Source organism: Aureivirga marina (assembly GCF_015767265.1).
GTDB classification, from domain to species: domain Bacteria; phylum Bacteroidota; class Bacteroidia; order Flavobacteriales; family Flavobacteriaceae; genus Aureivirga; species Aureivirga marina.
Genome location: NZ_JADPIB010000004.1, coordinates 336,446 through 349,631 on the forward strand (window position 1 = coordinate 336,446; position 13,186 = coordinate 349,631).

The following is a 13,186-nucleotide window of genomic DNA, read 5'->3' on the forward strand; positions in this document are numbered from 1 at the left end:
AAAGTCTCAGTTTTAAATTGAGACTCTTCTTTTTGCTTTTCTGTTTAGTATTCATCCTCATTCCAAAGATAATCATCTTCGGTAGGGTAATCAGGCCAGATTTCTACAATCGATTCATAAATCTCTCCTTCATCTTCAATACCTTGTAAGTTTTCTGCAACCTCCAAAGGCGCTCCAGTTCGGATTGCATAATCTATCAACTCATCTTTAGTCGCAGGCCATGGCGCGTCAGCCAAATACGATGCTAATTCTAAAGTCCAATACATACTTTCAATATATTAAGTTTTTACGCAAAAATATAAATTTTACGCAAAAAGTCAAGTTTTTATATTATTATTTTTTAACTATTTACAAAGAACTTAGTTCTTCTGAGGAATCCAAGGAATTTCCTCTGATTGCGTGTCAATCGTCAACTTTCGTGCCAACACAAAAAGGTAGTCAGAAAGTCGGTTTAGGTATTTTAAAATATGTTCATTTACTGTCTCATCGACCGATAATGCTACACATAATCGTTCTGCTCTACGACAAACGCATCTTGCAATATGACAATATGACACAGTTGTATGTCCGCCTGGAAGTACAAAATGTGTCATCGGAGGTAAGTCTTCATTCATTTTATCAATTTCAGCTTCTAAATCTTCAATATTTTCTGCTGTAATTTTAGGAATGTTTAACCTTTCTTTACCATTTTTTAATTGTTCTTTTTCGGGTGGAGTTGCCAACATTGCTCCAAGTGTGAAAAGTTCATTTTGAATTTTAATTAAAAAATCAAAGATAGATTGCTCCACTTTTTGATCACGAATTAGACCGATATAAGAATTTAATTCATCAACAGTACCATAAGCTTCAATTCGTCCATGGTATTTAGGAACTCTAGTTCCGCCAAAAAGAGCCGTTGTTCCTTTATCTCCAGTTTTAGTATATATTTTCATTTTATGTAGTTTTAAAATTTATAGGAAAGGGTATGTTCTTTCTTCATTTTTGAATTAAAAAAAACAATTCCCATGTCAAAAGTATCAATTGTAGCAATAACTTCAGAATGATTTTTAATAATTTCCCAAGCTTCTAACATTTCTTTAGACCAATGAATATCGTCAAAAATAAAAATGCTTTTTTCTGTTTTAAAATCAAGACATCTTTTAAAATAATTCAAAGTTGGTTCTTTTTGATGATTTCCGTCGAAATAAATTAAATCAAATTTTTGATTTTCTATTTTTTTAAAAGAATTTTCAAATTCACCGACTAAAATTTCGATGTTATTTAAAGCATTTTTCTCAAAATATTCTTTTGCGATTTTACTTGTCTCAGGACAACCTTCCATCGTTGTGATTTTTGCAACCGGATTTCCTATTTTCATCATAGAAGTTCCAATTCCTAAAGAGGTTCCGAACTCTAAAATCTTTTCTATTTTATAAAAAGCGATGAGTTTTAGTAAAATTTCGCTTTTTTTCTTCGACATTCCAGCATATTTTGCGATTAAATGAATCTTTCTTTCATCAGAATTAAATACTCTAGAACCTGCTCCAAAATCTGTAATAGAAATGATTCTGTTATCAAATTTAAATTGTTGTTGAAAAAACGTAACTTTTTGTTTTTCAGTTTGTTTTAATTTTGATTTTTCAATCAATTTACAGACTTTTTTTAACTCTGAATCTTGAATATTATTTCTTAAAATGAAATTTAGAATGAATTTTATATAGGATTTTAACATAAATTACATTTTTGACGAAAATAAGACAAAAAAATATTCTGATATTTATTTAAACTCATATCTTTGCGTTCATTAGAAAAATAAGATATGAACACCAGATTTACCATATTTTTGCTCTTAATTGTATTGACACTTTCATCCTGTGTTTCTAAAAAACAATTGACCTATTTTCAAGGAGAACCGAAAGAAGTTACTAACCTTGAAAAAATAGCTAATGAAACATATAAAATTCAAATTAACGATATTTTATACATTACTTTAAAATCGGATAATCCTGAATTAGTTTCGTTTTTTAACAAACAAGAAAATAGAAGTACACCTGTAAATATTACTTCAGATCAATTATATTTCACAGGATATCCAGTAGATACGCATGGAAATATTCGACTTCCATATTTAGAAGATGTAAATGTTCTTGGATATTCTACAGATCAGGTTCGAGAAAAGATTAAAAATGGACTTTCAAAATATTTCAAAAATACGAATACTATATTTATAGACGTTAAATTAGCAGGAATTCGTGTTACAGTTACTGGAGAAGTAAAATCACCTGGAACTAAAAATATTTTATTAGAACAAGTGTCGGTAGTTGATGTTTTGGCAAATTCTGGTGATATTACAGATTTAGGGGATAGGAGTAAAGTACAAATTATTCGAAAAAAAATAGATAAAGTAGAGAAGATAGAATTAGATTTGACAGATGTCTCAGTTTTTACATCAGATGATTTCTATATACAACCAAATGATATTGTGTATGTGCCACCTTTACCACAAAAATCATGGGGAACAGGAACTACAGGTTTTCAAACTTTTACTACAGTAGTTTCAATTTTATCTTTTTTCACTACAACTTATTTACTAATAAAAAGTCTTTAAATCTCATAAATGGAGCAACCTAAAATACAAATACAAGACCTTGGTTCTGATATTAAAGATTATTTGTATAAAATTCTGAGTTATTGGTATTTTTTCTTAATTACAATTCCAATTGCAATTGGAATCGCATATTATAAGAATATTTCAACACAAAAAATCTACAAACTTTCTACAACAATTGCTGTAAAAGAAAAGAAAAATCCTCTTTTTACTACAGGAACAAATATTGCTTTTAATTGGGGAGGTGTAAGCGATAAAGTAGAATCTACAAAGAAAATTTTAAGTTCTAGAACACATACTGAAAAAGTAGTTAAAGAATTAGATTTTTTTATTAATTATTATGTAGAAGGAAGATTTAGAAATGAAGATGTTTATGGGAAAACGCCATTTATAATTCAAATTGATGAAGAAAAACCACAATTAATAAATACAATTTTTAGCATTCAATTTATTGATGATAAAACATATACATTAACGTTAAATTTAGGAGAAGATTTAAATAAGCCAATTCATAACTATAAAAATGAAGAAACGAAAGTTTATGATTTTGATAAAGCGACTTTTTCACAAACTTTTTCTATTAACGAGAAAGTGAATTTACCATTTTTGTCTTTTCATTTAAATTCACTTAAAACTCTTAAAAACGTTGCTGGAAATAAATATTTGATCAAACTATTGTCAATTGAAAAAACAGTAAAACAATACCAAGGAATTAATGTTTTTGGAGTGGAAGGTACTTCATTGTTAGAACTTTCCAAACTTGGACCAAATAAGGTGAAATTAGCGGATTTTTTAAATACAACCGTAAAAGTTTTAGCTAAAGATCAACTATTAGAAAAGACAAATTATGCCAGAAGCACTAGAAAATTTATTGATGAACAATTTAAAATTGCAGCAGATTCTTTACGTTTAATTGAAAAAAATATTAGTGATTATAAAGCTTTAAATAATATTTTTGATTTATCTGTTGAAGGTACCGCAATTTTTGAAGAAACAACAAATTTAGATCGTTTTCAAAATGAACTAAATCAAAGAATATCCTATTTAGAAAAACTAAATAACTATATACTTTCTCATAATCAATATACAGAATTACCTGCTCCAGCTATTGTGAATATTGAAGACTCTAGTATTGCTGAAAATGTTGCATCATTAACTTCTTTAGCTATAAAAAAACAACAAGAATCTGAAAAACTTACAGATAATCATCCTACGATTATTGAATTAAATAAAGCAATTGAAGCGACTAAAAAAGTATTAATTGAAAATATTGAGTCTTTAAAAAAGGTTTTAAATTCAAAATTAGAAGGAAGTATAAAAAGAGCAAGAGAATTTGATTCAAGGCTTAAAAAATTACCTCCAAAAGAATTAAAACTTTTAAATTTTCAAAGAAATTATGCATTAAATGAACAAAATTATATTTATTTAATGCAAAAAAGGTATGAAGCGGGAATTGCTATTGCAGGTTCTGTTTCTGATGTAAATGTATTAGATTCTGCAAAAGATACAGGACAAGTTTCTTCGATTCCAAGAACTGGATTTAATTATGTTATAGCAATCTTGATAGGAGGAATTTTACCATTAATGGTAATTGTAACTATGCAAATTTTAGATACAAAAATTCATACTGTAGAACAAATTGAAAGAATGTCTAAAATCCCTGTTTTAGGAGTTGTTGGAGTGAATACAACAGAGAATAATTTAGCAATTTTTAATAAACCTAAATCAGTTGTTTCAGAATCTTTTAGAGCATTGCGATCAAATGTGCAATTTTTATTTAAAAGAAAAGAAATTAATAATAAAAATAAAACTGTTTTGGTGACTTCATCGATTAGTGGTGAAGGAAAAACATTTACTTCAATCAATATGGCAAGTATTTTTGCCATGAGTAATAAGAAAACAATTCTAGTTGGATTGGATTTAAGAAAACCAAAAATCTTTGATGATTTTGAGATTTCAAATGATATTGGAGTTGTAAATTATCTAGTTGGACAACAAAATCTTGAAGATGTTATTCAAAAAACAAAAGTTCCAAATTTAGATGTTTTAACTTCTGGACCAATTCCTCCAAATCCTTCAGAATTATTGATTTCTGAAGAAACGAAAATCATGATTGAAACTTTACAAAAAGAATATGATTATGTAATTCTTGATACACCTCCTGTTGGACTAGTTGCAGACGCTTTTGAATTATTACAATATGCGGATGCAACTCTATATATTATTCGTCAAAATTATACACAAAGAGGAATGTTTAAATTAATTGATGATAAATATTCAAAAGGAGAAGTGAAAAATATAAGTTTTGTTTTAAATGGTTATCGTTTAAAGTCAAAATATGGATACGGATATGGTTATGGATACGGATATGGTTATGGTCAAAATTATGGACAAGGATATCATGAAGAACCTGAAAAAAAATCTATCTTTAAACGAATTTTCAAAAAGTAAGAAATGATTATAACAAATAGAAAAGTAAAATTTGCCATAATCGGTGCAGGACATATTGGAAAACGACATGCAGAAATGATTCAAAGAAATGAACTTGCAGAGTTAGTTGCTTTGATTGATATTAAATCTGCTGAAAAATTAGATATTGACCGTTTTCAAGTTCCTTTGTTTTCTGATTTAAAATCATTTTTAGAAAGTGGAATAGAAGTAGATGTTATAAATATTGCAACACCTAATGGATTTCATGCAGAGCAAGCAATTACTTGTTTAGAAGCTAGAAAGCATGTGGTAATTGAAAAACCAATTTCTTTATCTAAAGCAGATGCTGAAAAAGTGATTTTTAAATCATTACAAGTGTCAAGAAATGTATTTGCCGTGATGCAAAATCGTTACTCTCCGCCTTCTGTTTGGATTAAAAATTTAATTGATAATAACAAATTAGGGAAAATTTACTCTGTTCATATTAATAGTTTTTGGAACAGAGATGAAAGATATTATACTCCAAATAGCTGGCATGGCGATAAAAAATTAGATGGAGGAACTTTGTTTACACAATTTTCTCATTTTATTGATATCATGTATTGGCTTTTTGGTGATATTACAAATATTCAAGCAAATTTTAAAGATTTTAAACACCAAGATTTAACAGATTTTGAAGACGCAGGAATGGTGCAATTTGAGTTTGTAAATGGAGGAATGGGAAGTTTTAATTTTTCAACAGCTGTTTGGAATAAAAACATGGAAAGTTCTCTAACAATTATTGCTGAAAAAGGTTCTGTGAAAATTGGTGGACAATATATGAATGAAGTGGAATATTGTAATATTGAAGATTATGAAATGCCAGAATTAGCTCCGACAAATCCAGGAAATGATTACGGAGCATATAAAGGTTCTGCACAAAATCATCATTTTGTTATAGAAAATGTCATTGATGTACTTCAAGGTAAAAAAGCAATCACAACAAATGCTTTAGAAGGAATGAAAGTTGTAGATATCATCGAAAGAATCTATAAAGCTTCTAAGTAAAATATTATTAATTCTTAGTACTTTTAGACAAAGAATTAAAATTATGATTACAAAAAAAGGGAAAATATGTAAGCGTTTATTTGATATATGTTTTTCCTTTTTTGGTATTTTAATATTACTTCCAATTATATTTTTAATTGCTATTTCTGCAACAATTTCTTTTCGTTATAATGGATTTTTTTGGCAAAAAAGAATTGGTCAATTTGGAAAACCTTTTTTGATTTTTAAAATTAGAACAATGTATGTTCAAAGAAAAAATTCCAATTATATTACCGTTGCAAATGATAAAAGATCGAATAAATTTGGTCATTTTCTTCGTAAAACAAAATTAGATGAACTTCCACAATTGTTTAATATTTTTATTGGTAATATGAGTTTTGTTGGTCCAAGACCTGATGTCGAAGGTTATGCAGATAAATTAGAAGGAGAAAATAGAATTATTTTAGAAATGAAACCCGGAGTTACTTCTCCAGCAAGTATTTTTTTTAGAAATGAAGAAGAAATTTTAGCAACTAAAGAAAATCCTAAAGAATATAATGATTCTGTGATTTGGCCTAAAAAAATTGAAATTAATAGAGAATATGTGGAAAATTGGTCAATGAAAAATGATTTGAAATGTATTTTTAAAACTGTTTTTTAAAATTTCAATCCCTTTATAAAAAGGGATTGATTTGAAACATTTCTTCTGGATAAATTAATCGTATTTTTGAATTAATTCTTCTCTATATTTTTTTGTAAGCCATTCACTTTTTAAAATAGAATAAATCGCAACATCAATTTTTTCTCCGTTTTTGATTTCCCATTCACGCATGGTTCCTTCATGAGTAAAATTAATTTTGGATAAAGCAGCTCTACATTTTGAATTTTCACTAACAACAAAACCTTCAATTCTATTTAAATTCAAAGTTGTAAATCCAATCTCAAAAAGCTTAGGCATAACTTCTTTTAAAATTCCTTTTCCCCAGAATTCCTTTAAAAGCCAAAGCCCAATTTCTGCTTTCTGATTTTCTTTTTCCAAACTATTAAATCCACCTGCACCACAAAACTCTTCATTTTCATTATAAATTCCCCACCAAATTCCAGTTCCATTTTTTTTCAAATCTGCATACCATTCCATTTGTTCTTTTGTCGCTTCCAAAGTAGGAAAATGAACATCGTAAAATTGGGTGATTTCTGGATCTGAAAGACCTTTATAAATATTTTCAATATCTGAATCTTGAATTTCTTTTAATGTATAATTCTCTGTTTTCATGCTTTTTTTAAAATGTTAGATTAAATTTTTACTCTTTCATGAACGAATTCTGCAATTTCTTCAAATCCTTTTTTAGTGGAAATTAAAGTTTCGATTATTTGAAGTTTTTGAGAATCTGTTTTAATCTTAAAACTTCTAATATCATTGTTTTCTTCCACTATAAATTTTGTAATATTTTTAAATTCAATCGTAATTGTTTTATTGCTGAATTCATTTTTTGGAGCGTTTATATAATTTTCCGTTAAAATAACTTCTCTATTTGTAAACTTAGTTTTATACACAGCAAAAATGGCAAAGCCAACGAAAACAAAACACAAAGAAAAAAGCGTATAATAGAAATAAGTTGCGCCATTTTTTGAAAAAGTAAAATAACCCAATATTGAAAGTTCTTTTTCATTTGTCCAAGCTAAATAGAAAAAAATAAAGCTAAAAAATCCAAAAAATAGAAAAGAGGAAATTCCTTTTCTAATATTCACTCCATATTTATATCTTTTTTCTTCCATAAATTATTGTTCTACAATTTCTGTTTGATTGACAAATTTAGGAATAAATCCGCCTTGGAAAGTTCCAGGAACAGGAATTAATTGATCTCCCGATTGATCTACAGGAAATTTTTTTTGAATTTGTTGAAACCAATTTTTGTTTCCAAAATTTTCTTTTCGATAAACAGATGCTTTTTCAGGTTGAATCAACAAATGAAATCCACCTCTTGTTTCTAAAATGGTATAATTATTTTCTCCAATTTCTTGATTTAACCAATTTTTATCTAAATCAATATTTTTGTCATCAATATCAAAATCGATAAAACAACTTCTAGATTTCGATTTTTGAATACAACTTAAAGCTTCTGCATGAACATTAAAATTTTCTGATTTCATTAAGTCCCAACATTTTCTTCCCAACATTTCTGTTGCTTTTTTCATGTTTCTAGGATTTACTGTAATATATAATGCTAAAGATTCTTGCGGAACATCTTCACCACTTTTCAGTTTCCAAGCACCATACGGAATTTCTAATTGTTTGATTTTATGAAATAACATTTCCTTATTAGAAACAAATCTTCGTAATTGGGTTTTATCACTCGATTTTAAAACTTCATCGCAATATTTTTTTCTAGAAAATAAACTGATATAATATTTTTCGTTTTCTTCTAATTCTGGAAGCCAATTGATAAAATTGATTAATTCTTTTTCGTCTGCAATAATTTTATAATTCATTTTCTATTTCATTAATTATTTATTCGACAAACATAATTAATATTTCAAAATGAAAACAAAAACAAACCAGATACTTTAAAAATATCTGATTTGCGAACTTTTTTATTTAATATTTTTTAAACATTCTAAATTCATCGTAAGTCATGAACCAATCCCCATCGATTAAATCCCATTTTTCTTGATAAATTTTTCCTTCTCCAATTGTCAAACTCCATCTAGAACCCAAAAAAGCAGAATTTTCTGTTTTCATTTTAAAAATTGGATTGTGAAAAGTCATGTTTTTTGCACCATCATCAATCATTTTTTTCCAAAACTGTTGAATTCCTTCTTTTCCATCAATATTTTCGAAAGGTGTTGCGTTTAATCTAGCCGTTGGTGAATAGACATTTCCTAAAACTTCTGTTTTTCCTTGATTAAAATCTTCAATCCATGTTTTCGATTTTGAAATTACTTTTTTCAAAGAAAGATGAGAAGCAATTGGATTTGTTTCATTTTTTTGAGGTGTTTTATATTTTTCTAAAACTTGAAAATTATCATAAGATAAAACCCATTTTCCATCGATTTTTTCCCATTTTTCTTGAAAAATTATTCCTTCACCAATATTCATGCTCCAATTTGCAGAAAGAAAAGCGATGTTTTTACTTGCAATTTCAACACTTACATTTGTATAAACTAAATTATTCGCTCCAGATTTCACTAAAGAAGTCCAAAACTCAGAAATTTCTTCTTTTCCTTTTTTAATCCCAAAAGGAAGCGCACTCATTTCTGCATTTTCTGTATAACCATCTACACAATTTTGTACATTTCCTTCATTAAAATTGTTAATCCATGCGATGCTTGCATCCAAAACTTCTAAAGCTAATTCATGATGAAAAGTAGGAGGAAAGTTTGCATAATGTTGCACGATTTTCACTTCTTCAATTTCTACTTTTTCTTCTTTAGGTTTACAAGCTGTAAAATTTGCGAATAAGCTGAATAAAACAATTCCAGCGATGATATTTTTCATTTCTATTTATTTTGATTACTAAAATTTTTGTTTTGATTCATAGGATTAGACTAAATTTTATCAGAAGAAATCTATATAATTTTCAAATGAATTAAAGATTTATAATTTGATAAAGTGTATGACATATTTTAGGGTTTTGAATGATTAACCTAAAATTACTATAAATTTTGAATCTAAAAATGAAAAAAACAGGAAAGTGAAATGAAATTATAGGAAATAAAAAAGCTGATTCCATTTAAATGGAATCAGCTTTTTTAAATTATTTTGTAAGAATAAATTTTTCTTTGTCTTTTTTGACTTTCCAATCTGGATTTAATTCCAGTTTCCAACCATCTCCTTCAACTATTTTTTCTTCGATTTTAGTAGGTTCAGAAACAAAAACTCTTGACCAATCAGAAGCTAATAAAGCACCATTTTCAATTGTCAAAATTCCCCAATTATCTGTAACTCGCATTGTCGGATAAACAGTTCCATAATCTTCTATTGGTGTAATATTTCTCGGATCAAAAGAAATTCCCATATTTTCAAAAACAAGTTCTAAAGTAGGTTCTTCAATAAATTTGGTCTTTAATTTTTTGATTTTTTCTAGCCTTATTTTTTCTCTTTCTGATTCTTCAGAATGAATTTTTGTATAATTATATAAAGCTAATTTTTCAGAATCATTTAAAAGCTCTTTTTCAGAAAGTTTAATTTCAAAAGCATTTTTAAAAAAATCCGATAAATTTGTTTTACTATCTACATGATGTTGCCAATTATCTAACTTTTTAGAAAGTAAATAACCGTAAAAAGGAATAGTTTGATAAGCAAAACTTCGAACAAAAGTTGGATTTTCATAGAAATCATTTTTACTAGAAATTAAATGAGATTTCATTTGTTTGTGATTTCTTCCGCTCAACATAATTGCAGTATATTCAGCCAATCCTTCGTTTAGTTCTAAAGAATTTTCAGCATTTTTTATCGCATCATTTTCTTGTCTTTTTTTTCTGAAAATTAAAGCATTTTCTATATGTTTTTTTCTTTTAGAAGAATCCTCAGAAAGTAAAGCTTTTTCTAAAGCTTCCAATTCCAATTTCAAATACAAACGAGTCTGAAAAGAATCTAAATGTCCATTATTCAATTCTTTTAATCCTTCAAAACCAACTTTTGATTGAAGTTGATGAAATAATTCATGGATAATCAAATTGTTTCTAGAAATTTCATCCTCAGAAAGTGGTAACATAATCATTGACCATTTTTTTCCATCCCAATCAATTGCTGTATTTGCAATATTGATTTTTTCAGGTAAAGTATCTTTAAAAATTTCGCCAAATGATTGAAAAGAATTTTGTGTATTATTTTCATTTGCATAAAACTCTCTTGTTTCTGGATTTACTAGAAGAATTGAATTGTAAATTTGTTTTCCCCAGAATTTTCCATTGTCTAATTTTAAAATACTATCAACAGATTTAAAAACTTGTTCGTAAGAAATTTCTGTTTTTTTTGTGTGTTGTTTTGGTTGTTTTTGTTCTTGATTATTTCCGCAAGCGCTTAATAAAACCAAGGATAACAAATAAAGTGGTTTTCTCATTTTATCGAAAAAATGTAAGGTTAAATGGTTAGTTTTGGCAAAAATAGAAGAATTTAAGTCGAACGAAATAATCGATTAAAAAATTATAAAAGAATTAACATAAAGAATGTTGTAATTTCTATTTTATCATTGAAAATCATTTAAATAATTTTTTAATTATCATCATTGATAAAAGGTTCCAAAAACCCAATAATGATAGTTCCTTCTTTGTTCCAACGAATTCCATGTCCGCTTGCAACACGAATTTCATAGACCAATTCATGTTTATAATGAAAGAAAATATTCCACCAACTTTTGTTTTCTATCATTTCAGTGATTTTCTTTTGCACAAAAGCATTTTTCTGCGTTGGATTTCCCTTGATTTCTCCCCAAAACTGATCATTTGATCTTCCAACATGTTTTTCCCAAGCTCTTGTTGCGATGAAAATTTGCTTATTAAAAGGTTCAAAACAACTATTTAACAAAACACTTTTTAATGGAGGAATTGCATTTTCATCTGTGATACTTGCAGAAGTTAATCTTTGTCCGTGAATTATTAAAAGATATTCAAAACGAATGTTTTCAAAGACTTTTACCCAGGCTTTTGCTGAATTTTTTTCTGTTTTTAACTCTTTCTGATAAATAGTTTTCATTTCAAAGATAATTTCAGAAATAGGAGGAGTAATTTCCTCAAAAAAATAAGGAATACGATTATCAGAAATTTCATTATTCAAATAAAATTCCAATTGTTTTAAAAAGAAATTCCAATGTTCAGGATGTAAAAAAAGTGCATATTTTTTCTTCCATGATTTTGATAAAAAAGAAGTAATATTTTCAGGAATTAGAATCATGATTTTTTTATTTTTAAACAAAAGTAGAAAGGAAGTATGCAGTGTTTTTGCGTTTATTTTAAATTTCCATAATAAATTAAATCAATAATTTCTCCAGAAGTTGTTTTATAATCTTTTTGAATAATTCCTTCTACTTCAAAACCACATTTTCTATTATATTTAAAATGAAAATTACGGAAATTTTTAAAAAATATTTAAAATAAAATCGTCTAAAGGATTTTCTACATATTCTTCTGATTTAAATATAATTTCGAGTACCATAAACAAGATTTCTTTTTCAGTTTTATTCAGATTTTTATCTTTTTTTATGTTGTTTAGAAGTTCGATTTGTGTGTTTTTAAAAAGTTTTGACTGTTTATTTAGTTTGTATAATAAAGCTAATTTCAAAAGATATTCATGAGGTGATTTTATACAATCCTCAAAATCTTTAAATAAATGAATTGCCTCATCATAATTTTTTAAATCAAATTCCACTTCAATAATTGCTTTCTTTTTTTTGCATTCTGTAGAATTAAAATAGTACAATTCTTGTTTATTAGAATTAAAAAGAGGAGATTCTTTTAGATCTTCTTTTTTAAATTCCTCTTTTTTTACTCTAGAACAATTGAAACAAAGTGTTAAACTAAATAAGACAATTAGTTTTAAGCTAATTTTTTTAAAATAATAATCGTTTTTCATTTCAAAAAAATAGTTTTTAATTTTGAGTTTGTAAATATATTATAATTGATACTAAATATTTTGTTTAATTAGTAATGCATTTACATTTTCACCATCTGCATTTGCGTTTTTCATGACTGCATTTGCATTTTTACCATCTGCATTTGTGTTTTACATGACTGCTTTTACATTTTTACCGTCTGCATTTGTGTTTTTCATGACTGCATTTGCATTTTTACCATCTACATTTGTGTTTTACATGACTGCTTTTCATTTTTTACCCTTTTATCTTTATAGTAATTATTAATAATTTAGATTTTGTTTAATGTTTTGTGTTTCAGTTCGTTGTGTTTTTATTAGAGAGTATCGGCTTTTATAAAAAATGTTAAAAAAATCTTAAAATAAGTTTCTGTTTTTCAAAAAAAATGGCAATCTTTATGTATAGGTTTTTTTCGAATGAAACTTTGATGATAAGAGCAAATTTTATTTTACCGGGTACAAAGGAAGATGAATAATCTGTTTTTAGAGTCAAAGTTTTTAAATTTTAATAGATATTTAGATATCTAGCTAGCGAGTAAGTTTTTGTTAAAAGA

General features: G+C 26.9%; 15 protein-coding genes. 5 read left to right on the forward strand and 10 right to left on the reverse strand.

Annotated elements, in window-relative coordinates; translation table 11 throughout:
- Positions 1–44: 44 nt before the first annotated feature.
- The 3 genes from I1A51_RS10560 to I1A51_RS10570 all read right to left on the reverse strand — a co-directional run bounded on the left by I1A51_RS10560 (position 45) and on the right by I1A51_RS10570 (position 1,627).
- Positions 45–266, reverse strand: coding sequence for a DUF2795 domain-containing protein (locus tag I1A51_RS10560; protein ID WP_196893686.1), 222 nt, complete (start codon positions 264–266; stop codon positions 45–47).
- A 93-nt stretch (positions 267–359) separates the two neighbouring features.
- Positions 360–932 carry a cob(I)yrinic acid a,c-diamide adenosyltransferase gene (locus I1A51_RS10565; RefSeq protein WP_196893688.1) on the reverse strand — a complete coding sequence of 191 codons (573 nt, stop codon included), beginning with the start codon at positions 930–932 and terminating at the stop codon, positions 360–362.
- Positions 933–943: 11 nt separating this feature from the next.
- Positions 944–1,627: an O-methyltransferase gene (locus I1A51_RS10570; RefSeq protein WP_196893690.1), complete on the reverse strand. Its 684-nt coding sequence runs from the start codon at positions 1,625–1,627 to the stop codon at positions 944–946.
- A 171-nt stretch (positions 1,628–1,798) separates the two neighbouring features.
- Between I1A51_RS10570 and I1A51_RS10575 the strand changes: the two genes are divergently transcribed.
- Genes I1A51_RS10575 through I1A51_RS10590 form a run of 4 tightly spaced genes read left to right on the forward strand, consistent with a single transcriptional unit; the run spans position 1,799 to position 6,704 of the window.
- Positions 1,799–2,587 (forward strand): polysaccharide biosynthesis/export family protein, encoded by a 789-nt coding sequence (locus tag I1A51_RS10575; protein WP_196893691.1) that lies wholly within the window; start codon positions 1,799–1,801, stop codon positions 2,585–2,587.
- A gap of 9 nt (positions 2,588–2,596) precedes the next feature.
- Complete coding sequence (locus tag I1A51_RS10580; protein ID WP_196893693.1) at positions 2,597–5,038, forward strand: exopolysaccharide transport family protein; 2,442 nt, start codon at positions 2,597–2,599, stop codon at positions 5,036–5,038.
- Between the two features lie 3 nt (positions 5,039–5,041).
- A complete protein-coding gene (locus I1A51_RS10585; protein ID WP_196893695.1) occupies positions 5,042–6,064 on the forward strand; it encodes a Gfo/Idh/MocA family protein in 1,023 nt (340 codons plus the stop codon).
- 43 nt (positions 6,065–6,107) lie between these two features.
- Positions 6,108–6,704, forward strand: coding sequence for a sugar transferase (locus tag I1A51_RS10590; protein ID WP_196893697.1), 597 nt, complete (start codon positions 6,108–6,110; stop codon positions 6,702–6,704).
- Between the two features lie 54 nt (positions 6,705–6,758).
- Here the strand turns inward: I1A51_RS10590 and I1A51_RS10595 are convergent, their stop codons facing one another.
- The 7 genes from I1A51_RS10595 to I1A51_RS10625 all read right to left on the reverse strand — a co-directional run bounded on the left by I1A51_RS10595 (position 6,759) and on the right by I1A51_RS10625 (position 12,614).
- Entirely contained in the window at positions 6,759–7,316 is a 558-nt protein-coding gene (locus I1A51_RS10595) for a GNAT family N-acetyltransferase (RefSeq protein ID WP_196893698.1), read from the reverse strand.
- A gap of 20 nt (positions 7,317–7,336) precedes the next feature.
- Positions 7,337–7,819, reverse strand: a complete 483-nt coding sequence (locus I1A51_RS10600; protein ID WP_196893700.1) for a hypothetical protein — start codon at positions 7,817–7,819, stop codon at positions 7,337–7,339.
- A 3-nt stretch (positions 7,820–7,822) separates the two neighbouring features.
- Positions 7,823–8,533: a hypothetical protein gene (locus I1A51_RS10605; protein ID WP_196893702.1), complete on the reverse strand. Its 711-nt coding sequence runs from the start codon at positions 8,531–8,533 to the stop codon at positions 7,823–7,825.
- Between the two features lie 106 nt (positions 8,534–8,639).
- Positions 8,640–9,539, reverse strand: a complete 900-nt coding sequence (locus tag I1A51_RS10610; protein WP_196893704.1) for a Cif family virulence factor — start codon at positions 9,537–9,539, stop codon at positions 8,640–8,642.
- A gap of 259 nt (positions 9,540–9,798) precedes the next feature.
- Positions 9,799–11,106 carry a hypothetical protein gene (locus I1A51_RS10615; protein WP_196893706.1) on the reverse strand — a complete coding sequence of 436 codons (1,308 nt, stop codon included), beginning with the start codon at positions 11,104–11,106 and terminating at the stop codon, positions 9,799–9,801.
- Positions 11,107–11,258: 152 nt separating this feature from the next.
- The gene (locus tag I1A51_RS10620) at positions 11,259–11,936 is read right to left on the reverse strand and encodes a hypothetical protein (protein WP_196893708.1); all 678 of its coding nucleotides are present in this window, start codon (positions 11,934–11,936) and stop codon (positions 11,259–11,261) included.
- A gap of 183 nt (positions 11,937–12,119) precedes the next feature.
- Positions 12,120–12,614: a hypothetical protein gene (locus I1A51_RS10625; protein ID WP_196893710.1), complete on the reverse strand. Its 495-nt coding sequence runs from the start codon at positions 12,612–12,614 to the stop codon at positions 12,120–12,122.
- A gap of 112 nt (positions 12,615–12,726) precedes the next feature.
- Here I1A51_RS10625 and I1A51_RS10630 point away from each other — a divergent pair, with 112 nt between their 5' ends.
- The gene (locus I1A51_RS10630) at positions 12,727–12,900 is read left to right on the forward strand and encodes a hypothetical protein (protein ID WP_196893712.1); all 174 of its coding nucleotides are present in this window, start codon (positions 12,727–12,729) and stop codon (positions 12,898–12,900) included.
- Positions 12,901–13,186 lie beyond the last annotated feature (286 nt).

What these genes read in the sequence shown, in the direction of transcription:
- I1A51_RS10610 (WP_196893704.1), bottom strand. Translation starts at nt 9,539, where the DNA reads ATGAAAAATATCATCGCTGGAATTGTTTTATTCAGCTTATTCGCAAAT.
- I1A51_RS10585 (WP_196893695.1), top strand. Translation starts at nt 5,042, where the DNA reads ATGATTATAACAAATAGAAAAGTAAAATTTGCCATAATCGGTGCAGGA.
- I1A51_RS10560 (WP_196893686.1), bottom strand. Translation starts at nt 266, where the DNA reads ATGTATTGGACTTTAGAATTAGCATCGTATTTGGCTGACGCGCCATGG.
- I1A51_RS10590 (WP_196893697.1), top strand. Translation starts at nt 6,108, where the DNA reads ATGATTACAAAAAAAGGGAAAATATGTAAGCGTTTATTTGATATATGT.
- I1A51_RS10565 (WP_196893688.1), bottom strand. Translation starts at nt 932, where the DNA reads ATGAAAATATATACTAAAACTGGAGATAAAGGAACAACGGCTCTTTTT.
- I1A51_RS10595 (WP_196893698.1), bottom strand. Translation starts at nt 7,316, where the DNA reads ATGAAAACAGAGAATTATACATTAAAAGAAATTCAAGATTCAGATATT.
- I1A51_RS10615 (WP_196893706.1), bottom strand. Translation starts at nt 11,106, where the DNA reads ATGAGAAAACCACTTTATTTGTTATCCTTGGTTTTATTAAGCGCTTGC.
- I1A51_RS10630 (WP_196893712.1), top strand. Translation starts at nt 12,727, where the DNA reads ATGACTGCATTTGCATTTTTACCATCTGCATTTGTGTTTTACATGACT.
- I1A51_RS10620 (WP_196893708.1), bottom strand. Translation starts at nt 11,936, where the DNA reads ATGATTCTAATTCCTGAAAATATTACTTCTTTTTTATCAAAATCATGG.
- I1A51_RS10600 (WP_196893700.1), bottom strand. Translation starts at nt 7,819, where the DNA reads ATGGAAGAAAAAAGATATAAATATGGAGTGAATATTAGAAAAGGAATT.
- I1A51_RS10580 (WP_196893693.1), top strand. Translation starts at nt 2,597, where the DNA reads ATGGAGCAACCTAAAATACAAATACAAGACCTTGGTTCTGATATTAAA.
- I1A51_RS10605 (WP_196893702.1), bottom strand. Translation starts at nt 8,533, where the DNA reads ATGAATTATAAAATTATTGCAGACGAAAAAGAATTAATCAATTTTATC.
- I1A51_RS10625 (WP_196893710.1), bottom strand. Translation starts at nt 12,614, where the DNA reads ATGAAAAACGATTATTATTTTAAAAAAATTAGCTTAAAACTAATTGTC.
- I1A51_RS10575 (WP_196893691.1), top strand. Translation starts at nt 1,799, where the DNA reads ATGAACACCAGATTTACCATATTTTTGCTCTTAATTGTATTGACACTT.